Here is a 22,343-nt window from a genome sequence, read left to right on the forward strand (position 1 = left end):
GCCGGCCCTCGCGGACGACGGCGCCCTCCGAGCGCGGGAAGAACTCGTACCAGGACCCGAACAGCGCCCGCTCCCGCTCCACCAGCAGCGGCAACCGCTCGGACTCCGTGACCAGTTCGCGCAGCGGATGCTCGGCGAGGACCGCGTCCACCTCCGGGGTGAGGGCGGCGGCCAGGCGGGCCGCGACGGGGCGGTCCGTGTCGCGCAGGGCCTCGGCGGCGGCGCGCAGGGTGGCGCGGCGGCCCTTGCTCACGGGGGCGTCGGCGGCGGCACGTTCGTGCAGGCGGGCGCCCTCCTCCAGGACGAGTTCGGTGTCGATGCCCGCCGGTATCTTGATGTGCGCGTGGTGCCGCCACTGGGAGAGGGGATCACCCCACGCCTCGACGGTGTACGTCCACGTCCCCTCCGCGTCCGGGGTGACGTCCGCGCCCCACCGGTCGGTGCCGGGGGCCAGCTCGCGCATCGGCGTCCACGGCCCGGGGCGCCCCGCCGGGTCGCGCAGGACGACATTGGCGGCGACCGCCTCGTGCCCTTCGCGGAAGACGGTGGCGGTGACCTGGAAGGTCTCACCCACCACGGCTTTGGCGGGCCTTCGCCCGCCGTGGACGAGAGGCGCCACGTCGAGGACGGGTATGCGGCCGGTGAGGGTGCCGGGCCGGGCGGTTCGAGGGGGTGGGTCCTGCGGTTGGTCCTGCTTCGAGCCCTGCTTCGGGTCCTGCTGCGGGCCCTGCTGGAGGTTCTGCGGGTCCTGCTGTGGTGCCTGGGATGTGGGCACCCTCGTAGGGGCCTTTCCCGAGGGCGTCGCCGACGGGCGAGTTGAGGGCATGACCGCTCCTGTCCGCGTTACATGAGTGGGGCGGATACGGGGGTGTGGAGGGGTTCTGCAACTGCGTGCCGCGCTTGCTGGCCGTACCGAGCCGTGACTGACCGTACTGAGCCGATTGCGTTCCGGGGGAGCCTTCCCACCAACTTCGGGTGGGCAATCCGGCGCTTTGTTAACTACCGGTGCGTAAGCCCTATACGCGACCGGCGCCCTATCGAGGGTGCTTCGGGTTGGCGGCTGAAGCAAGGCCATGGCCGCGCACGCAGAACCGGCCCCGCCGTGTTCGACGGGGCCGGTTTCTCAACGCTGCGTGCTCTAAGGGTTGTTGACCTGCAACAACTTGTTCGGCGAGCCGAGACCGGCGCCGGTCACCTTGCCCGTCGCCGCCTGGTCGGTCAGTGCCTTGCTCACCTCGGCCGGTGCGGCCGATGGGTGGTCGGCGAGGTAGAGCGCCGCCGCGCCCGCCACGTGCGGCGAGGCCATCGACGTACCCGAGATGGTGTCGGTGGCGGTGTCGTCCGTGTTCCACGCGGACGTGATGCCGACGCCCGGTGCGAACAGGTCGAGGCTGCCGCCCCAGTTCGAGAAGCCGACCCTGGCATCCTTGGCGTCACTCGCGCCGACCGTGACGGCTTCCTTCACGCGGGCCGGCGAGAACAGGAACGCGGGAAGCCCGTCGTTGCCCGCGGCGACCGTGTAAGTGACCCCGGACGCGATGGAGTTGCGCACGGCCGCGTCCAGCTGGGCGTTGGCCGTGCCGCCGAGGCTCAGGTTGGCGACGGCGGGCTTCTTGGCGTTCTTCGTCACCCAGTCGATGCCGGCGATGACCTGGGCGGTCGTCCCCGACCCCGCGTCGTCGAGCACCCGGACACCCACGACGTCCGCCTTCTTGGCGACGCCGTGGTTCTCGCCCGCGACGGTCGCGGAGACGTGCGTGCCGTGTCCGTTGCCGTCCTGCGCGGTGGCGTCGTTGTCGATGAAGTCCCAGCCGCTGCTCGCCCGGCCGCCGAAGTCCGCGTGCGAGGTGCGGACGCCGGTGTCGATGACGTACGCGGTCACGCCCTGACCGGCGGACTCGGGCCAGGTGTAGGACTTGTCGAGCGGCAGATCGGGCTGGTCGATCCGGTCGAGCCCCCAGGAGGGCGGATCCTTCTGGGTGTGGTCCAGTGACACGGTGCTGTCCTGGACGACGGAGGCGACCTTGGAGTCCCCGGCGAGCTTCTTGGCCTGATCCGCGTTCACCTTCACCGCGTATCCGTTGAGCGCGGTGCTGTAGGTGTGACGTATCTGCGCCCCGTACTTGGCGGCGACGCCCTTGCCCGCGTCCGACGGGGCCTTGGTCCCGCCCTTGAGCGTGACGATGTAACTCCCGCTGATGGAACCGGGCTCACCGGCTCCGAGTATCTTCCCCGGCGGGGCATCGGCGGGAGCGGCGTGTGCGGGCAGCGTGATGGCCGAAAGCACCGCCGTCGTGGTGGCGGCGGTGACGGCTCCCGCCCACCGCAAACGCTTCGTTCGCGTCAGAGTCATACGCTGGTTTCCCTCCCCAACTTGACGTGCGCACCGCAGAGTTGGACCGATCTGTGCCGGATCCCCCGTATCTGCACGGGCGCCACTTGGCAGCCTCTCGTGCGGCGTGAGGCCCTACAAGACCACAGGGCAGGGGGGAATCGGCCATATCGCCCGTGGGGGTGCTGTGAGGGTTGCGCCGATTTTCGGACGGGTTCAGGATGCCTCCGCCGATTACGGGACCACGGGGTGACCGCCGGTAGCTCGACGTCCGATTCCCGCCGGTGGAACAGCGCGGAAGCGGTGACGCTGAGAGCATGACGACCCAGCACGAAGCCGCCGCGCAGGACTCCGCACTCGACAGCGTGCCGGACTCCCTGACCGTCCTGACCGGCATGTACGAGGCGGAGTCCCGCTACCTGGCCGAGGGCGGGCCCGGGAAGGCCACGTTCGACCTGCTGGCCCCCTACTTCGCCCCCGACGTCGTGATGCACCAGGCCGATGCCCTGCCGTACGGCGGCACCTGGCGCGGACACGAGGGCATGGCCCGCTTCTTCCTCGCCATGAGCGAGACGTGGGAGAGCTTCGAGATCGGGGAGCAGGAGTTCCTGGCCACGGGCGAAACGGCGGTGATCCACACCCAGGTCCGCGCACGGGCCCGCGCCACGGGCCGAGAACTCGCCTTCCCGGTACTACAGACGATCACCGTGCGGGGCGGACGCATCACGGAGGTGCGGCCGTTCTACTGGGACACGGCGGCGATCGTGGCCGCGACGGTGACGCCTTAGGACGTCACAGGGCGCGGCCGGAGACGAGGCGGCCTTCGACGGACTCCGCGAACACCGCGCCCCCCAGGTAGAGCGGCGTCGTCAGGGTGTCCGCCAGGCCGTCGATCGCCTTCACGTCGGTCGTGGGGATCGTCCGCTGGGTGACGTTCTCCGCGTCGCCGTCGAGGGATACGGTGCGGATCTCGTAGGAGCCCACGGACAGGAGCCGGTCGCCGGAGAGGCCGAGGGCGCTGGGAGTGCCGCGGGCCGGGAGGTCCCAGAGCTCCTTGCCGGACTTCCAGTCGTACGCGGAAAGGCGGTCCGGAAGTTCGGCCTTCTCGTCGGTGCCGGCGATGACCAGAACGCCCTTCTCGCCGACGACCGGGGCGACATCGGGCTGCTTCGCGGCCCCGATCGTGCGGCGGGAGGCGAGGGTGCCGCCGTCGAGCACGCTCACGCCTTTGCGCTCCACGGACCAGCACAGGACCGCACCGTCGTATCCGATCAGGTCGTCGCACGCGGGCTTCGACACCTCGGCCTTCTCGTCGCCGGTCCGGGCGGAGAGGGCGATGGCGCCGCCGGCTTCCAGGGCCGCGTACAGCCTGTCGCCCTGCGCGAGCAGTGTGCCCCGGAGCCTGCCGTCGACGCTCGTCTCCCACAGTTGCCTGCCGGTGCTCGCGCGGCGGGCCCGCACCACTGTCGTGTAAGGGGCGGGCGCGGACCGGCTGTTGAACTCGGCCGTGTACACCACCCCTTGCGCGTACGTCACGGAGATCACCCCCGAGTGCTCGGGGACCGTGTGCCGCCAGACCTCGTCGCCGGTCGCCAGATCCAGGCCGATCACGCCCAGTTCGCTGGGGACGAAGACCCGCTCGCCGTCGGTCTCGGGAGGGTTCTCCTGGACGCCGGTCGGATTCCCCGGGAGGCCGGGAGCCTTCCAGCGGTCCTTGCCGGTCGCGGCATCCAGGGCGGTCGCCGCGCCCCGCCCGTCCCGGCACACGAGCGTGGACCGCGCCATGACGCAACCCTTGCCGGTGCTGTCCACGCCCTTCGGCTTCTTGCGCGACCACGGCTTCCAGCCCTCGGGCAGCGCGGCCTCGCGCACGGCCGATGTGCCGAACTCGCCGGAGTGACCCTGGTTGCCGTAGGCGGTGACCACACGGCCTGCCGGTGCTGCGGCATCCGGCCGCGGACTCGCGGAGGGGGCGGCCGCCGGGTCGTCCGCGAGGACGTCCGGCAGCAACACCGCCGCCACGGTGACCACCACGGCGGCCGCGGCGGAGGCCACGACCCACGGCAAGCGGCGCTTGCCGAGCACCGGCGCGGGACCGAACGACCCCAGGGCGGGCGGCGCCTGCGGCGGGGGAGGCACGTCCGCCCCAGGGTGCTCGAACTCGGACTGCTCGAATCCGGCCGCGGCGGAGCGGTACTCGGCGAACAGCGACAGGGCTTCGGAGGGCCAGGGGAACGGGGCGGGCGCGGTGCCGTCGGCCAGGCGCTCGGCGAGCTCGACGGGCGTGGGACGCCGGTCGGGATCGGTGTCCAGACACTCGGCGACGAGGCCGCGCAGCTCGTCCGGCACACCTGAGAGGTCCGCGTCTCCCCGCGCGATGCGGAAGACGACCGAGGCGAACTCCGGGTCGTCGAATGGCCCGTGGCCCGCCGCCGCGTGGCACAGAACCGCGCCGAGCGAGAAGACGTCCGAGGCGGGCACGACCGCGTGGGAGCCCTCGATCTGCTCCGGGGCCATGAACCCCGGTGTGCCCACGAGCATGCCCGTCATGGTCAGGGCCGTCGCCTCGAAGGCCTGCGCGATGCCGAAGTCGATCAGCCGGGGGCCGTCCGGGGTGAGCAGTACGTTGCCCGGCTTGAGGTCACGGTGCAGGACCCTGGCCGCGTGCACGGCCGCGAGCGCCCTGGCCAGTTTGGCGCCCAGCGCGCGGACCGCGTCCACCGGGAGCGGACCGCACCGCGCGACCGTGTCGGCGAGGGACGGGCCCGGCACGTACTCCGTGGCAAGCCAGGGGAGGCGGGCGTCGGCGTCACCGTCCAGGAGGGCGGCGGTGAACGGGCCCGTGACCGCGCGGGCCGCGGCGATCTCCCGCCGGAAGCGGACACGGAACGCGTCGTCCATATCCAGGTCCAGCTCCTGACGCACGGCCTTGAGGGCGACGAGCCGCCCCTGCTCCCGCCGGGCCAGGAACACCTCGCCCATGCCGCCCGCACCGATCCTGGCAAGCAGCCGGTAGGGGCCGATGCGGCGGGTGGACCCGGGCGGCAGAGGTGTGAGCATACGCATCCTCAACTCATGCGAACGTTACGGACGATGACCGGTCAGGAAGTCCGCCGGGGCAGTTCCACCGACGAGATCTCGCCCTCGTCGTAGACGATGTGGGCGACGCCGCCGAGGGCGAGCACGGTCGGCGCGCGCAGCATCTCCGAGATGACGGTGCCGTTGACGTTCGGCGGGGGCTCGGGGCGGTCGCCCGGCGCTCCGGGCACGGGGTGCCGCTTCGGCTTCCCGGCACCGGCATCGAGCGGCAACGTGTACAGCGCGCCGCTGTCCGCGTAGACGGCACGCCCGCCGAGCACCAGCGGCGACGAGGCCGGGACGTTCCCCGTCGGCAGCTTCGCGGTACGCAGCACCTTTTCCTGGCCCCGGTCATGGACGAGGACGCTGCCCCTGTCCGGGTCCACGGAGACCGCGAGGGTGTGGTTCACGGCCGTCGGGCCCGCCGCCGGTCCGTATCCCTCGGGCGCCGGGTAGAAGAAGGGCTTGCCCGCTGCCTCGAAGGTGCGGGGTTTCAGTTGCAGTGCCTTCACGCGCGGCGGCGGAGCGTCGGTCTCGGGTGCGTCGTCGTCGGAGGTCGTGCACAGCACCACGTCCTCGTCGACGAGCACCGCCCCGCACTCGCTCCCCGTCCGGCCGAGCCGCTCGCCGGTCCGTGCGTCGTACGCCGCCAGGCTGCCCTTCTCGTCGGCGTAGACGACCCCGTCGCGCAGGGCCCGCATCTGGTACCGGTTGATGTCGGCCTTGGCCTCCAGCGGAGCGCCGAGATCCTCGTCCCACAGAGGGCGGCCGCCGTCGAGGTCGTAGGCGTGCAGGGAGGCGATGGCCCCCTCGTTCACGTACGAATCCTCCGCGGTGACCAGGAGCGTGTCGTCGTCCAGGAGCGGGCGCAGCGTGAACGCGCCCGCTCCGTCCGGGGCCGGGGCGTCCCAGATGACATCACCCGTCGTGGAGTCGCGGACCTGGAGGACGCCGTCGTGGGCGATGACCGCTCTGCCGCCGCGCACCTGCGGTTCGAGTACGTCGCCGGGCCGGAAGTAGGCGCCGCTCGGGCCGATGTACGCCTCGTCCACACCGCCCTCGGGATCGACCTTGCCGGACTTCCACAGCCGCTTCCCGTCGACCGCGCTCACCGCCTCGTACGTGCCGTTGGTCAGCAGGCAGACGATGGCGTGCGTGTCGGCCGCGCAGCTCATGGGGGAGTGGCTGAGACTGCCCCGCCATGCCTTCCACCCCTCGGGCCGCTGGGCGGCGACCTGGTCCACGACTCCGGAACGGTCCGCCGTGCCGTCCGCGTCGACCCCGGCCCGGGCTATCAGCTTCTTGACGGCAGCCGGGTCGGTGGGGCCCGGATCCACCGTGCCCGGTGCGGCCGAGCCGCCGGGCGGCGCGGCCTCCGACCCCTTGCCGTCCGACCCTTCCGTCCAGGGACCCCACACGGCGAGAGCCCCGCCCAGTGCGCCCACCACCACGGCGACGGCAACCGTGGCGAGCAGCACGCGCGGCACGCCGCGGCGGGGGCGGGCCGGGGCAGGCGGAGGTGAGCCGCTCATCGTCGGCAGCTGATGTACGTCCACGGGGGCGGGCCCCCCGGGTGCGGTCACCGGATGGCCGAGAGCAGTCACCGGATGCCCGGGAGCGGTCTCGGGGCTGCCCTGAGCCGTCGCCGGGCGGCGCCCGGCATCAGCCTCCGGCCAGACCGGCACCGGCAGCAACGCCTGCCCCGACGCGCACAGCTGCTCCACGTCCCGGCGCGCCGCACCGACCGCCGCCCGCACCGGCTCCGGCCACTGCGCGTCCGTCGCCGCGTCCCGCAGCCGTCCGAGCCGCTCGGCGACCTCCGCCGCTCCGGGCCGCTCGCCCGGGTCCCGCGCGAGGCAGGCCGAAAGGACCTCCCGCAACGCGTCGGGCATCGCGCCCAGTTCGGCCTCCGCCCGCGACACCCGGTACAGGACGGCCGCCATCGGTCCGTCCCCGAAGGGGTCCTGTCCCGTCACCGCGTACGCGAGCACCGACGCCAGGCAGAAGACGTCCGACGCCGCCACCACATGCCGGCCGCCCGCCACATGTTCCGGCGACATGAAGCCCGGTGTGCCGACGAGCAGGCCCGAGTGGGTCATCGTCGTGGCGGTCTGCACCCGTGCCACGCCGAAGTCGATCAGCTTGGGGCCGTCCTGGCCCAGCAGGACGTTGCCCGGCTTGAGGTCGCGGTGCAGGGCGCCCGCCCCGTGCACCACGGTCAGCGCCCGCGCCACGCCCGCGCCGAGTGCGGCCACCGCGCCCGCGGGCAGCGGGCCGTGGCCGCGCACGGCCTCGGAAAGGGTGGGCCCGGGGACGTACTCCGTGGCCAGCCAGGGCACTTCGTCCTCGGCCTCGCTCGCCACGAGCCTGGCGACGAAGGGGCTGTCGACGGAGGCCGCGACCTGCGCCTCCCGGCGGAAGCGCCGCCGGAACATGTCGTCCGCCGCCAGTTCGTTGCGGATGGCCTTGACGGCGACGAGGTCATCGGGGCCGAACTCGGAACGCTCACCGGGGCGCGCGAGGAACACCTCGCCCATCCCGCCCGCCCCGAGCCGGGCCAGCGTCACATACGGTCCGATCCGCCTGGGCGACGAATCCCGCAACTGGCCGATCATTCGCCCCGTCCCCCTGTGTGCCCTTGTCAACCGCCGTCCCCCGAGGTCACGTTACCCGGCGACCACGAACGCTCCCCATGCGCCGTGGTGACGGGCGCGACGCACCGCTACCGTCGATGCGACACGTCGGAACGCGAGGTACGAACGCCCCTGTCATACGCCCGTCGGACACCCTGTCAGAGGTGCACCGTGATGAAGGCCATCCGTCGATTCACCGTACGACCCGCCCTTCCCGAACCTCTCACCCCCCTCTCGGAGTTGGCGCGCAACCTGCGCTGGTCCTGGCACACCGGAACTCGTGAACTGTTCAAGGCCGTCGACCCCGAGCAGTGGGCCGCTTCGGACGGTGACCCCGTGCGGCTGCTCGGCAGCGTGCCGCCGGCCCGGCTCGCGCAGCTGGCCGGGGACGGGGACTTCCTGCGGCGCCTCGCCGAGGCCTCGGACGGGCTTCGGGAGTACGTCACCGGGGACCGCTGGTATCAGGAGCAGTCCGCCGAGCGGGGCAGTGAACTGCCGCGCGCCATCGCCTACTTCTCTCCCGAGTTCGGCATCACCGCCGCCCTGCCGCAGTACTCGGGCGGGCTCGGCATCCTCGCGGGCGACCACCTGAAGGCGGCGAGCGACCTCGGGCTTCCGCTCATCGGGGTCGGGCTGCTCTACCGGCACGGCTACTTCCACCAGTCCCTGTCCCGCGACGGCTGGCAGCAGGAGACCTATCCGGTGCTCGACCCGAACGAGCTGCCGCTCTCCCTCCTGCGTGAGGCGGACGGCACCCCCAGCCTGGTGGCGATCGCGCTGCCCGGCGGGCGTTCGCTGCGCGCGCACGTCTGGCAGGCCAGTGTCGGGCGCGTACCACTGTTGATGCTCGACTCGGACGTCGAGGAGAACGACCCCGGCGCCCGCGAGGTGACCGACCGGCTCTACGGCGGCGGCAGCGAGCACCGGCTGCTCCAGGAGATGCTGCTCGGCATCGGTGGGGTGCGCGCCATCAGGACGTACTGCCGGTTGAGCGGGCACGCCGAGCCCGAGGTCTTCCACACGAACGAAGGCCACGCCGGGTTCCTTGGGCTGGAGCGGATTCATGAACTCGCCGCGCAAGGCGTCGAGTTCGACGCCTCGCTGGAAGCCGTGCGGGCCGGGACCGTCTTCACCACCCACACGCCCGTACCCGCCGGCATCGACCGCTTCGACCGCGAGCTGGTCGCCCGGCACTTCGGCCCGCACGCCGAACTGCCCCGCATCGACGTCGAACGCATACTGCGCCTCGGCATGGAGACCTATCCCGGCGGTGAGCCCAACCTCTTCAACATGGCCGTGATGGGCCTGCGGCTCGGGCGGTGCGCGAACGGCGTGTCCACCCTGCACGGCAAGGTGAGCCGCGAGATGTTCGCGGGCCTGTGGCCGGGTTTCGACGCCGAAGAGGTCCCGATCTCCTCCGTCACGAACGGCGTGCACGCCCCGACCTGGGTCGCCCCCGAGGTCTTCCGCCTCGGCGCACGCCAGATCGGCGCGCAGCGCACCGAGGACGCGCTGTCGGTGGGCGGCTCGGAGCGGTGGGACGCGGTCGCCGAGATCCAGGACGCGGACATCTGGGAGCTGCGGCGCGAGCTGCGGGGACAGCTGGTGACGGAGGTCAGGCGGCGGCTGTACGCCTCGTGGCGTCAACGCGGCGCCGCCAGCGCGGAGTTGGGGTGGATCGACGACGTACTCCAGCCGGATGTCCTGACCATCGGCTTCGCGCGCCGCGTCCCCTCGTACAAGCGGCTGACGCTGATGCTGCGGGACCGGGACCGGCTGATGGAGCTGCTCACGCACCCGGAGCGGCCGGTGCAGATCGTGGTGGCGGGCAAGGCGCATCCGGCGGACGACGGGGGCAAGCGGCTCATCCAGGACCTGGTGCGCTTCACGGACGACCCGCGGGTGCGCGGCCGGATCGTGTTCCTGCCCGACTACGGCATGGCGATGGCGCAGAAGCTCTATCCCGGGTGCGACGTCTGGCTGAACAATCCCCTCCGCCCCCTTGAGGCGTGCGGCACGAGCGGCATGAAGGCGGCGCTGAACGGCTGCCTCAACCTGTCGGTCCTCGACGGCTGGTGGGACGAGTGGTTCGAGCCGGACTTCGGGTGGGCGATCCCCACGGCGGACGGGGCGGCGACGGACGACGACCGGCGCGACGAGCTGGAGGCCGCGGCGCTCTACGACCTCCTGGAGCGCAGGATCACGCCCCGCTTCTACGAGCAGGGGCCGGGGGGCCTGCCCGACCGGTGGATCGAGATGGTGCGCCGGACGCTGACCCGGCTCGGTCCGAAGGTGCTCGCGGGCCGGATGGTGCGTGACTACGTGGAGCAGCTGTACGTGCCCGCCGCGCGGGCGCACCGCACGCTGGACGTGGACGCCGCGGGGGACCTGGCCGCGTGGAAGGCGCGGGTCCGTGCGGCCTGGCCGGGGGTCGCCGTCGACCACGTCGAGGCGTCGGCGACGGGCGCCACCGCCGAGCTCGGCGCCACGCTCTCGTTGCGGGTCCGCGTGCACCTGGGCGAGCTGACCCCGGACGACGTGGAGGTCCAGACGATCGCGGGCCGCGTCGACCCCGAGGACGTCATCGCCGACGCGAGCCCGGTCCCGCTGAAGCCGGTGGGCGGCCCCGACGCGGAGGGCCGCCGCCTCTACGAGGGCCCCCTGTCCCTGGACCGCACGGGACCGTTCGGCTACACGGTGCGCATCCTGCCGGCGCATCGACTGTTGGCGAGCGGGGCGGAGCTGGGTCTGGTGGCCGTGCCCTCCGAGGGGACGGGGGAGGCCGCGGGGGTATTGCTGCGGTAGGGGCGGCCCGGCCCCTGCGCGGCGCAGGGTTTCAGTCCGTCCGGCGTTTGAGGACGAACGCGGCGGAGCCGGTGATCAACGGTGCCAAGGCCCCCGCGCCGGAGCGGGTTTTCGGGAAGGGGCGGGGTCGAGGAGGAAAGGGCCCGCACGACGGCAGGCGGCACCCGGGGGAAAGCGTGTCCCCGGGTGCCGCCTGTCGTGGAGAGGAGTTACTTGACGTTGACGCCGGTCCAGGCCGCGGCCACGCCCTTGTACTCGGCGGAGTCCGCCCCGTACAGGTCCGTCGCCGCCTTCAAGGTGCCCTCGCGGGCCGCCTTGTAGTCCGTCGTCGTCGTGAAGTACGCCGTCAGGGCCTTGAACCAGATCTTCTCGGCCTTGTCGCGCCCGATGCCCTCGACCTTGGAGCCGTCGGCGGTCGGGGAGTCGTACTTGACGCCGTTGATCTCCTTCGCGCCGCTGCCCTCGGACAGCAGGTAGAAGAAGTGGTTGGCGATGCCCGAGGAGTAGTGGACGTCTACGTTGCCCGCGTCCGCGCTCCAGTTGTCCAGGGACGAGCCGTCCTTGGAGGGCTTGTCCATGTAGCGGAGCGGCGACCCGTCGCCGTTGATGTCGATCTTCTCGCCGACCATGTAGTCGGGGACGTCCTCGGCGTTCTTGGCGTTGAACTCGACCGCCGCCGCGAAGATGTCGGAGGTGGCCTCGTTCAGGCCGCCCGACTCACCGCTGTACTCCATGTTGCCGGTCGCCGACGTGACGCCGTGCGTCATCTCGTGCGCCGCGACGTCCATCGACGTGAGGGGCTTCTTGTCGCCCTCGCCGTCGCCGTACGTCATGCAGAAGCAGCTGTCGTCCCAGAACGCGTTGACGTACGCGTTGCCGTAGTGGACGCGCGAGGTCGCGCCCTTGCCGTCGCCCTTGATGCCCTCGCGGCCGTGCACGGCCTTGTAGTAGTCCCAGGTCAGCTGGGCGCCGTAGGCGGCGTCGACGGCGGCGGTCTGGACGTCCTCCGGCTTTCCGGTGCCCCACGTGTCGTCGTCGTCCGTGACGAGCTTGCCCTCGCCGCTCTGGGCGTGGTTCAGGTCGAACGTCGAGTGGCCGCCGCGCGAGTCGTCGGTCAGGTCGAAGCCGCTGGTGCCCTTCTTGGAGCCGACCTCGACGTCGCCGCTGTACTGGCTGTGCCCGGCGCCGTTCTCGATGGCCTGGTACTGGAAGAGCTTCTTGCCCGTGGCCGCGTCGGTGATGACGTGCAGCTTGCTGGGCGTGCCGTCCTTCTGGACGCCGGTGACCACGGTTTCGTGCGCGAGGACCGGCTTGCCCGAAGCGGCCCAGACGACCTTGCGCGGGGTCTGCGCGTCGGCCTTCTTGGTGTCGCCGGACTTCGCGGCGGTCGACTCGGCGGACTTCGCGGCCGACGTGGCCCCGATCTTCGCGGAGGTGGAGGCGACCTTGATGGTGGCCTTGGCCGCCTTGGTCACGCTCTTGACCGAGCCGCTCTTCGCGGTGTGGACGACGAGGTCGCCGCCGAGGACGGGCAGACCGTCGTAGGTGCGCTCGTAGCGGGTGTGCGTGGTGCCGTCACGGTCCTTGACGACGTCGCGTACGACGAGCTTCTCCTTGGCGCCGAGGCCGATCTTCTCGGCGGTGGCGGCCTTCTCCGCGTTCGCGTCCTGCAGCAGGTCGGCGCGGGCCGTGGAGGAGAGCGAGACGGGCGCGCCGGAAGGCGATGCGGCCCGGTCGGGCTGCGCGGAGGCTCCGGTGGTCAGACCGGCGGTGAGCAGTGCTCCGGCGGCAACAGCGGTGGCGATGGCCAGCGTTGAGCGCTTCCGGGATATGTGGGGGGTCACGCATGCTCCTTCTGTGGGGGGCCCGGACGGCATGGGGACTGTCCGGGCTGAAAGATGCGGTGCGGGTGTGCTGGTGTGACTTGAGAGGGAAGAGTGTCAGTTGAGCCAGGTGCATGTCAGGTACCTGACCGCAGGTTGGCCAGAAATCGTCCGTTGAGCGATGGTCCATGTACGCAATGCGAACGGGGTGTTGCGCGGCTGAGCGTGAGCGGCTGCGTGTGACCGAGGGGGGCGCACATGGGTGCGCCGCCCCGGGGAGTCGGTCCACCCGGAGCGGCGCGGTCTGCACGTGCCGTCAAAGCCCTTCAGATTCCGTCAGGGTTTACGGGAACGTCAGCTTCCAGCTGTTGATGCGGCCGACGTCCTGCGCGGCCACGTCCTGGACCTTCAGCTTCCAGGTGCCGTTGGCCACCTCGGACGAGGCGTTGACCGTGTAGGTCTCGACGATGTTGTCCGCCGAGTCCGACGAGCTGGAGTTCTTCAGGCGGTACGTCGAACCGTCCGGGGCCACCAGGTCGACGACCAGGTCGCCGCGCCAGGTGTGGACGATGTCGACGCCGACCTTCAGGGCGGAGGGCGCGTTGCCCGTGCGGCCGGTGACGTTCACCGAGGAGGTGACGGCCGCCCCGTTGTCCGGAATGGCGACGTCGGTGGTGTTCTCGAAGTCCGTGCCGCCGCCGGGACCGCCGGGCCGGGCGCCGACGTTGACGCCGGCCCACGCGTGGGCGACCGCCGCGTACTCGGCACTGGTGGTGCCGTACAGCTCGCCGGCGACCGCGAGAGTCCCGGTGCGCGCCGCCGCGTAGTTGGTGGTCGTGGTGAACTTCGTCGTGAGCGCCTTGTACCAGATGAGTGACGCCTTGTCACGACCGATTCCGGTCACGGGCAGGCCGTCGGAGGTGGGCGAGTCGTACGAGACGCCGTTGACGACCTTGGCGCCGCTGCCCTCGCTCAGCAGGTAGTAGAAGTGGTTGGCGACACCGGACGAGTAGTGGACGTCGATGCTGCCGATGCCCGAGTACCAGGAGTCCTTGGACGAGCCGTCCTTGCTGGGCTTGTCCATGTAGCGCAGCGGGGTGCCGTCGCCACGGATGTCGATCTTCTCGCCGACGAGGTAGTCGCCCTTGTCCTGCGCGTTGTTGGCGTTGAACTCCACGGCCGCCGCGAAGATGTCCGAGGTCGCCTCGTTCAGGCCACCGGACTCGCCGCTGTAGGTCATGTTGCCGGTCGCCGCGGTGACGCCGTGCGTCATCTCGTGGGCCGCCACGTCGATGGACGTCAGCGGCTTGGCGTTGCCCGCGCCGTCGCCGTACGTCATGCAGAAGCAGCTGTCCGACCAGAACGCGTTGACGTAGTTGTTGCCGTAGTGGACCCGCGAGTACGCGCCGACACCGTCACCCCGGATACCGGAACGGCCGTGCACGTTCTTGTAGTAGTCCCAGGTCAGCGCCGCCCCGTAGTGGGCGTCGGCGCCCGCGGTCTCCAGGTTGGCGGGCAGTCCGTTGCCCCACACGTCGTCCGCGCCCGAGAAGAGGGTGCCGGTGCCGGACGTGCCGCGGTTGAGGTTGTACGTCTTGTGGCTGCCGCGAGCGGTGTCGGTCAGGGTGTAGTTCGACCCCGACTGGGCGGTTCCCAGGGTGACTTGACCGCTGTACTGCGTGTTGCCCGTGCCGTTCTCGATGCCCTGCCACTGGAAGAGCTTCTTGCCGGTCGCCGCGTCCGTGACGACGTGCAGCTCGTTCGGGGTGCCGTCGTGCTGGAGCCCGCCGACCACGGTCTCGTACGCGAGAGTCGGCTCGCCCTTGGCCATCCAGACGACCTTGCGGGGCTCGCGGTCCGCGTCGGTCTTCTTCGACCCCTCGGCCTTCGCCGCGCCGAGCGCCTGCTTCTCGGCGGTCGCCGCCTTCACGTCGGCGCTGGTGGCGATGCCCTTGAGCTCCGCCTTCGCGGCCTTGGTGACGCCCTTGGTCTTGCCGGACTTCGCCTCGTCGACGACCAGGTCGCCGCCGAGTACGGGCATGCCGTCGTAGGTGCGCTCGTAGCGGGTGTGCGTCGTGCCGTCGCCGTCCTTGATGACGTCACGGACGACGAGCTTCTCCTTGGCGCCGAGCCCCAGGTCCTTGGCCGTGTCCGCCTTCGTGGCGTTGGCGTCCTTGAGGAGCGCGGCACGCTGGGCGGGAGTGAGCTTCACGGGCAGGGAGCCGGGGTCGGCCTTGCCTATCTTGGCCGCGGCCGGGGTCTTGGCCGGCGATATCGCGGGGTCGTCGGCCGATGCCGGGCCCGTCTGGAAAGCCACCGCGATGAGGGCGGCGACGGCGGTCAGTGCGCCCGCGGCGGTGGCGCGTCTGTGGGAGGCAGGTCTGTGAGAGGTGCTTCTCAACACGGACTCCTTCTGCGTGGCCGCGGGGATACGCGGCCAGGGGGACCGGTCGGCGCGGTCGTGCCGTCCGGGCAGAACAAGGCAGAACGTGGAGCATGGGATTCGAACGGTGCGACCCGGTCGAACGTGGTGGAGCTGGGAATCGAGGGGAAGAGTGGCACCGGAGCGCTCTGTTTGTCAGGAGTGCGTCAAGAGTTGGCCGGAAATGGTCCGCTGCCCGGTGGGTCGCGTTCGATATACGGAGGAGTCGCCCAGGGTGAAGGGCTCCGCGTTTGTTCGAGATGCAACCGTCGGCGGGCGGCCGGACGGTGTGGCTGATTCCGCACCCCAACGGTCGCCGGATACCGGTCGGTTGGGCAACGCACGAAAGCCGGCCTGGAGCGCTGCGTCGCTCCAGGCCGGTGCTGCGGTGCTGCGGTTCTGTCGTACAGGGGGGGCAGGGGGGCAGGGGGCTGGGGGGTGCCGATCAGAAGTTGTAGGGCTTCGTGGTGTTCCAGTTGGTGACCTCGGCGTCGGACCAGGTGAACTCCGAGGGCACGCCCTTGCCGTCGAAGGCGCCGGTCCCGGCGCCCGGGCCGGTGTCGCCGGTCTGGTCGCGCAGGGCGATGGAGAGGTCGGTCGAGGTGTGGGTCTTGTCGCTGTCCGTGAAGAGGGCCACGGCGGAGTAGACCTTGCCGCCGGGCTTGACCGTGATCCGGGTGGTGCCGCCCGGGGCGTCCTTGGAGGCGTGCGGCAGGACCGTCGAGGTGTTGCCGAGCATCACGGACGGGTAGGAAGTGACCCAGCAGGACTTGGCGTCGGCGTTCGTCGCGGTGATCAGGAGGTGCTCGCCCTGCTCCGCGGGGAAGCGGTGCAGCACGGAGTACGAGATCTCGTCGCCCTTGCACGGCTGGGTCGCCGCGGCGCGGGCGGGAGCGGCCTTGCCCGCACTGGAACCGGAGGTGCCCTGCTCGCCGCCGGCCGCGGTGACGCTGTCGCCCGTCTCCGAAGTCTCCGTCGTGGCCGTCGCCCCGGAGCCCTTCGACCCTTCGGTGGTGGCGACGCGCTTGCCGGCACCGGACTTCGACGCGTTGTCGCCGGATCCGTCCGAGCCGCCGCAGGCCGTCAGGGTGAGGGCGAGCGCGGCGGTGGTGGCGGCGAGGACGGTGGTGCGGATCCGGGTCGTACGCATGATGAGGTTCCCCGTTGCGGTGGTGGTGGGTGCGGGCCTGACTGGTCGTCCCCGCTTCTGACACCACAGTGACCGCCCCCGCTGGCGTCCCGCTCACGCCCGGCTGACGTCCCGCTGACGCGGCATGACGGCGCCGCAAGCGAAGGGCCATGGGGTGCGCGGCGGTTCGACGCCCCCCACGGCCGAGCGCGCGCCACGGGGCCGACGGTGCCATGCCCGACGACGCGGACCACCGTCGAGCCGTCACTCCCGACGCAGCCACAGGCCCGAGCCGCGCGCATACGGCACCCCCGCCGCAGGCCCGCCCGTCAATGGCGCCACACCCACGGACTCCGTCCGGGCGCCGTGCCTGCGCGCCCGGTCAATGGCACCGCACTCGCGGACCGCGTAGGTGCGCCGCACCCCGCGGACCCGGGTCTGCGTGCCGACCCCCGGCCTCCGCCCGTGCGCCCTGCGCCGCGGGGTTGGGGTCCGAGGTCGCGCGCCGTGCCATGTCCGGCGATACGGGGCGGCGTCGAGCCGTCACCCCCGACACAGCCACAGGCCCGAGCCGCGCGCACACGGCACCCCGCAGGCCCCGCCCGTCACAGGCCCCGCCCGTCAACGGGTCCGCACCCGCAGCCTCCGTCCGCGTGCGCCGTGCCTGCGGGCCCTGCCAACGGTGCCGCGCTTGCTGGCCCCCGGCACGGCGCCGTACGCGCGGACCGCGTTCGTATGCCGCGCGCCTGCGGGCCCGGTCATCGGCGCCGCACCCGCGGCCTCCGTCCGCGCGCGCCGTGCCTGCGGGCCCGGTCAATGGCACCGCACTCGCGGCCCCCGGCGCGGCGCCGCACCCCCGATCCCCGTCAAGGGCGCCCCCCCCGCCCCGTCCGTGCGCCGCCGTTCGCGCTGCTTTCTCAGGTCCGTTCCGCGAGGCGCACCATCGCCGTGTCGTAGCGGGCCCGTAGGCCTACGTCTGCTGAGACTCGGAGGAGGGCGCCGAGGGCTCGTACTGCGCCCTCGTCGTAGCCGGAGGCCTCCGCCTCGTCCGCCGCGGTCTCCAGGCGGCGGATTCCTTCCGTCTCGTCGCCCATGCCTATGAGGGCCTCGCCGCCCGCCGTGAGCAGGAGGACCCGGGAGGCCGTCGAGGCGTCCGCCGTGCTCTCCACGGCCAGGGCCGCCATCGACGTGTCCAGGGCCGACTGCCACTGCTTGGTGTCCAGTTGGTGCCGGGCGAGGTGGTGCAGGGCCAGACGTTCGGTGTGGCGGTCGCCCACCTCGCGGGCCAGGTGCGCCGCCTGGACACACCCCTCGGCCGCCTCCTCGGGGCTGCCGAGCGCGGCCTGGGCGAGGGAGAGATTGATCAGCGCCGTCGCCTCGGCGCGCCGATCGCCCGCGCGGGCGGCGATCACCGGGGCGGCCTCCAGGTGGACGACGGCCTCGTCGGTGCGGCCCTCCTCGGTCAGCACCCACCCGAGCAGGGCCAGCACCCGCGACTCGGCGCGCGCGTCCCCGTCGGCCCGGGCCGCCTCAAGTGCCGTCTGGAGTAGGGGAGTCCAGCCGTCGTGCACGCGCCACACCATCTGCGGCCACAGGCCAAGCACGATCCGCCACGTCCTGCCGTGCAGCCCCGCCGAATCCGCCGCCGTCGCCGCGAGCGTCAGGTCGTCACGCTCGGCGGCGTACCAGTCCATGGCCTCGTCCCGGTCCGCGAACTCCCGTATCGCGTACGGCGGTCGGAAGTCCGTGGGGAGCGAGAAGCACTCCTCGTCGCCCGGCTCAGCCGCGTCGGCCGCGGCCAGGGCGGTCGCCACCGTCTGGTCGAGCACTCGGTGCAGGGCGTCGGGCCCCGCGTCCAGGCCGCGTGCGTAAAGCCGTACGAGGTCGTGCAAGGTCCAGCGCCCCGGTGCCGCCCGCGTGACGAGGTGCGCCGCGGTGAGACGGTCCAGGGCGGCCTCGGCCGTGTCCGGGTCCGTGCCCGCGAGAGCCGCCGCCGTGAAACGGTCGACGTGCGTGCCCGGATGGCGGCCCAGGTGCGCGAAGTGGTGCGCCACGTCGTCGGGCAGTCGCCGCACGGTCAGCCGCAGCGCCGCGCGGACGCCCGTGTCCTCCACGTCGAGCAGGCTCAACCGGCGTGACTCGTCGTCCAGTTCGGCGCTCATCGCCCGCAGGGAACAGTCCGGCTGGTCGGCGAGGCGCGCCGCCGCCACCCGGAGCGCGAGGGGCAGCCCGCCGCACAGCTCCACGAGCCGCCGGGCACCCACCGCCTCCGCGAGGACCCGCTCCTTGCCGAGCACAGCGGCCAACAGGGCCGTGCTGTCCTCCGGTTCGAGTACGTCCACGGGTACGGGGCGGGCGGCGTCGGAGGCGATCAGGCCGCGCAGCCGGTACCGGCTGGTGACGACGGTGACGCAGCGCGTGCCTCCCGGAAGCAGCTCCCTGACCTGCTCGGAGCCGCGCGCGTTGTCCAGTACGACGAGGAGCTGCCGGTCGGCCGCGAGCGACCGGTACAGCGCGGACGCCCCGTTCGCCGACTCCGGGATCCTGCGCGGCGCGACCCCGAGGGCCAGCAGGAACTCGCGCAGCACCTCCAGGTGCGTCGGCTCTCCCGTGTCGCTGAAGCCGCGCAGGTCGGCGTAGAGCAGGCCGCCGGGGAACGCGGCACGGTTGCGGTGCGCCCAGTGCACCACCAGCGCCGTCTTGCCCACGCCCGCGGGCCCGGTGACCAGGCACACGGGGGCCTCGCCCGCCGCGGCCCTGGACAGGGCGGTCAGTTCGCCCGCGCGCCCGTGGAAGCCGCGGGGCATGCGGGGCAGCAGGTCGACCGTCTCCGGGGGCAGGGTGGCGGCCGGTCCTTGCCCGGAGCGCCCCTGCGGGGCGACGGAAGCGGCGGGCGGCGGGGCCGATGCCGCCGCTTCCGCCTCGCCGTCGCCCTCCCCGCGCAAGGCCACTCCGTAGGCGTCCGCCAGCTCACGGCCGGGGTCGACCCCCAGCTCGTCGGCGAGGAGCCGCCGGGTGCGGTGGAACCAGTCGAGCGCCTCCGAGCGGCGCCCGGCTCGCTGGAGTTCGCGCATGAGGGCGGCGGACAGCGATTCCCGCAGGGGATGGGCCTCGGCCTCCGCGCGCAGCACGGCCGCCGCGCGGTTGTGCTCGCCCAGGCGCGCGTACGCCCCGGCCAGCATCTCCACGGAGGCGAGCCGGAGTTCCTCCAGGGCGTGCGCGGCGGCCTGGAGCGGCGGGCTCGGATAGGCGCCGCTCAGGGCAGGCCCCTGCCACAGGGACAGCGCTTCCTGGTACATCGCCACGGCGTCGGCGGGCGCGCGCTGGCTGCGGGCCAGCGTCACCAGCTCCTCGAAGCGGTGGGCGTCCAGCAGGCTCTCCGGCATGCGCAGGACGTAGGAGGTGCCCTGCGTGACGAGCTCCACACCGAACATCTCGGCGTCCGCGCCCGTCAGCAGGGCCCGCAGCCGCGACACGTGGCCCTGGATGACGCCGCGGGCGCGCGGCGGAGGCTCGTGGTCCCACAGAGTGGCCGTCAGCTGCTCCACCGGAACCGGGCGGTTGGGCCGCAGGAGCAGGGCGGCGAGAAGGCTGCGCCGCTTGGCCGGACCGAGGGGCAGTTCGCCTGTCTCGGTGGCGAAGGAAACCGCTCCGAGCAGCCGGAACTCCACTGATGCATCTCCTTCTGGGGGAAAAGTCCAGATTACCGGAGGTGCTTCTGCTGCCTGTGCGGCGGCCTGTGCGGTGGCCTGTGCGGTGGCTCGTGCGGTGGCTCGTGCGGGGGCAGGTGGGGGCCGCCCCCGCCTGTCCCCACCCACCTACCCCACCACGCTGTCCCGCCACGCCCGGTGCAGATCCGCGAACGACCCGCTCCCCGCGACGAGTTCGGCCGGGGTGCCGTCCTCCACGACGCGCCCGTGCTCCATCACCAGGACCCGGTCGGCGATCTCCACCGTGGAGAGCCGGTGGGCGATCACGACGGCGGTCCTGCCGCGCAGCACGGTGTCCATGGCGCGCTGCACGGCCCGCTCGCCCGGGATGTCCAGCGAGCTGGTCGCCTCGTCCAGGATCAGCACCGCGGGATCGGCGAGCAGCGCCCGCGCGAAGGCGACCAGCTGCCGCTGACCGGCGGAGATGCGGCCGCCCCGCTTGCGTACGTCGGTGTCGTAGCCGTCGGGCAGCGACGCGATGAAGTCGTGCGCGCCGATGGCCCTGGCGGCCCGCTCGATGTCCTCGCGGGTGGCGTCGGGGCGGCCGATGGCGATGTTCTCGGCGACGGTCCCGGAGAACAGGAAGGCCTCCTGGGTCACCATCACCACGCCACGGCGCAACTCCGCGTTGGCGAGGTCGCGCAGATCGACCCCGTCGAGCAGGACCCGGCCCTCCGTGGGGTCGTAGAACCGGGCGAGCAGCTTGGCGAGCGTCGACTTGCCCGCGCCGGTGGAGCCGACGACGGCGACGGTCTGCCCTGCGGGCAGCGTCAGGTCGAAGCGGGGCAGGACCTCGCCGCCGGTCCGGTAGGCGAACCGCACGCCCTCGAAGCCGACCTCGCGGCCGGGGTGTGCGGAGGCGAGGGCGGGCAGCGCCCGTACCCGGTCGGCGTGCGGCTCGGGCACGGAGGGGGTCTGGGCGAGCAGCCCGGCGACCTTCTCCAGGGAGGCTGCGGCCGACTGGTAGGAGTTCAGGAACATCCCGAGCCGGTCGATCGGGTCGTACAGGCGCCGCAGATACAGCACGGCGGCGGCCAGGACGCCGAGCGCGAGGGTGCCGTCGGTGACGCGGTAGGCGCCCCACAGGACGATGCCGGCGACGGCGGTGTTGGCGACGAGCCGCGAGCCGACGACGTAGCGGGCCATCTCCAGCATGGCGTCGCCGTTGGCGCGTTCGTGGTGGCGGTTGAGTACGCCGAACTCGGCTTCGTTGGCGGCCTCGCGCCGGAAGGCGCGGACCGGCCGGATGCCGTTCATCGTCTCGGCGAACTTCACGATGACGGAGGCGATCGCGGTGGACCGCTTTCCGAAGAGGGGGCCCGCGCGGCGCTGATAACGGCGTACGAGGAGGTAGAGCGGCACGAACGACGCGACGGCCACGGCGCCGAGGCTCAGGTCGAGCCAGAGCAGCATCGCCGAGATGTAGACGAAGGACAGGATGACGGTGACCAGCTCCTGCAGCCCCTCGCTGAGGAGTTCCCGCAGGGATTCCACGTCGGTGGTGGACCGGGAGATGAGCCGCCCCGAGGTGTACCGCTCGTGGAAGTCCACGCTGAGGGCCTGCGCGTGGCGGAAGATCCGCCCGCGCAGATCGAGCAGCACGTCCTGGTTGACGCGGGCGGAGGCCACGATGAACGCGTACTGGAACGCGCCGGACGCGCCCGCGCAGAGCAGATATCCGACGCCGATGGCGACGAGGGGCCCGTAGTCGCCGCCACGGACGGCGGGCACGCCCCGGTCGATGGCATACGCGACGAGTAGCGGCCCGCCCTGCACGGCGGCCTGCTGCAACAGAAGCAACAGGGTCGCGAGGACAACGCGCCCCCGAAGCGGCAGGAGCAACGACCGGAGCAGGGCGGCGGTGGCGCCGGGGGGCGCGGGGAGCGTGTCCTTGTCGAAGTGGTCGGCGGGGGCGGAGGGCTCGTGGTCACCGGGGGCGGAGGGCTCGTGATTGCGCTCCCCGGAAGCCGTAGCGCCTGCCGTGTGGTGGTGGTCCCCGTCGCGGCTGCGGCTGGTGCCCTGCTCGGGAAGCCGCTGCTCTCCGGGGCGCTTGTGCTCTTCGGGGGCGCTCTGCGGCCGGAGGCGACCCTTCCCTCCGGAATGGGCCTCGTCGCCGGGCCGTTCCTCCGCCCCGGAGTACCCGTGCTCCTCGGTGCGGTCCTCCTCGTCGGGGCCGCCCGTGGTCCGTGACGCTGGTGTCGACGCGGTCATCGCGCGGCCTCACTCTCTGCGGACGCAGGGCCCGCCTCCGTCTGCCCGTCCGCGGGCGCCGGACCCGCGTCCCCGGCGGCGGGAGTGCCCCGCCCCTTCGTGGACGTCGGGTCGGCTGCTTCTGGTGTGGGACCGGCTGGCGCCTGCGTCTGTTCGCCTGTGGGTATGCCGTCCGCCTTGCCTGCCGTGGGCGGCGGGTC

At 72.4% G+C, this 22,343-nt stretch carries 11 protein-coding genes; 2 read left to right on the top strand and 9 right to left on the bottom strand.

What is annotated here, in order from left to right; all coding sequences use genetic code 11:
* Positions 1–826, bottom strand: an 826-nt coding sequence (locus tag ACIGXX_RS27200; RefSeq protein WP_399979519.1) for a maltotransferase domain-containing protein, incomplete at its 3' end; no start/stop codon positions are given.
* A gap of 312 nt (positions 827–1,138) precedes the next feature.
* On the bottom strand, positions 1,139–2,353 hold the full coding sequence (locus ACIGXX_RS27205) for a S8 family peptidase (protein WP_399979522.1): 1,215 nt from the start codon (positions 2,351–2,353) through the stop codon (positions 1,139–1,141).
* Positions 2,354–2,649: 296 nt separating this feature from the next.
* Here ACIGXX_RS27205 and ACIGXX_RS27210 point away from each other — a divergent pair, with 296 nt between their 5' ends.
* A complete protein-coding gene (locus ACIGXX_RS27210) occupies positions 2,650–3,120 on the top strand; it encodes a nuclear transport factor 2 family protein (protein WP_399979525.1) in 471 nt (156 codons plus the stop codon).
* Positions 3,121–3,124: 4 nt separating this feature from the next.
* Here ACIGXX_RS27210 and ACIGXX_RS27215 read toward each other — a convergent pair whose 3' ends face one another.
* A complete protein-coding gene (locus ACIGXX_RS27215; RefSeq protein ID WP_399979528.1) occupies positions 3,125–5,392 on the bottom strand; it encodes a protein kinase in 2,268 nt (755 codons plus the stop codon).
* Positions 5,393–5,433: 41 nt separating this feature from the next.
* Positions 5,434–8,025 (bottom strand): protein kinase, encoded by a 2,592-nt coding sequence (locus tag ACIGXX_RS27220; RefSeq protein WP_399979531.1) that lies wholly within the window; start codon positions 8,023–8,025, stop codon positions 5,434–5,436.
* 192 nt (positions 8,026–8,217) lie between these two features.
* Here ACIGXX_RS27220 and glgP point away from each other — a divergent pair, with 192 nt between their 5' ends.
* Complete coding sequence (glgP, locus tag ACIGXX_RS27225; RefSeq protein ID WP_351173220.1) at positions 8,218–10,848, top strand: alpha-glucan family phosphorylase; 2,631 nt, start codon at positions 8,218–8,220, stop codon at positions 10,846–10,848.
* 209 nt (positions 10,849–11,057) lie between these two features.
* Here the strand turns inward: glgP and ACIGXX_RS27230 are convergent, their stop codons facing one another.
* The 5 genes from ACIGXX_RS27230 to ACIGXX_RS27250 all read right to left on the bottom strand — a co-directional run bounded on the left by ACIGXX_RS27230 (position 11,058) and on the right by ACIGXX_RS27250 (position 22,143).
* Positions 11,058–12,692: a M4 family metallopeptidase gene (locus ACIGXX_RS27230; RefSeq protein ID WP_361465568.1), complete on the bottom strand. Its 1,635-nt coding sequence runs from the start codon at positions 12,690–12,692 to the stop codon at positions 11,058–11,060.
* Positions 12,693–13,014: 322 nt separating this feature from the next.
* Positions 13,015–15,075, bottom strand: coding sequence for a M4 family metallopeptidase (locus ACIGXX_RS27235; protein WP_383822722.1), 2,061 nt, complete (start codon positions 15,073–15,075; stop codon positions 13,015–13,017).
* Positions 15,076–15,538: 463 nt separating this feature from the next.
* Positions 15,539–16,243: a DUF4232 domain-containing protein gene (locus ACIGXX_RS27240; RefSeq protein ID WP_361465565.1), complete on the bottom strand. Its 705-nt coding sequence runs from the start codon at positions 16,241–16,243 to the stop codon at positions 15,539–15,541.
* 896 nt (positions 16,244–17,139) lie between these two features.
* Positions 17,140–19,893, bottom strand: coding sequence for a BTAD domain-containing putative transcriptional regulator (locus ACIGXX_RS27245; RefSeq protein WP_351173232.1), 2,754 nt, complete (start codon positions 19,891–19,893; stop codon positions 17,140–17,142).
* Between the two features lie 147 nt (positions 19,894–20,040).
* Entirely contained in the window at positions 20,041–22,143 is a 2,103-nt protein-coding gene (locus ACIGXX_RS27250) for an ABC transporter ATP-binding protein (RefSeq protein WP_399979538.1), read from the bottom strand.
* Between the last annotated feature and the right edge of the window lie 200 nt (positions 22,144–22,343).

The sequence above is a fragment of the Streptomyces sp. NPDC055243 genome, assembly GCF_044544025.1.
Taxonomy (GTDB): domain Bacteria; phylum Actinomycetota; class Actinomycetes; order Streptomycetales; family Streptomycetaceae; genus Streptomyces.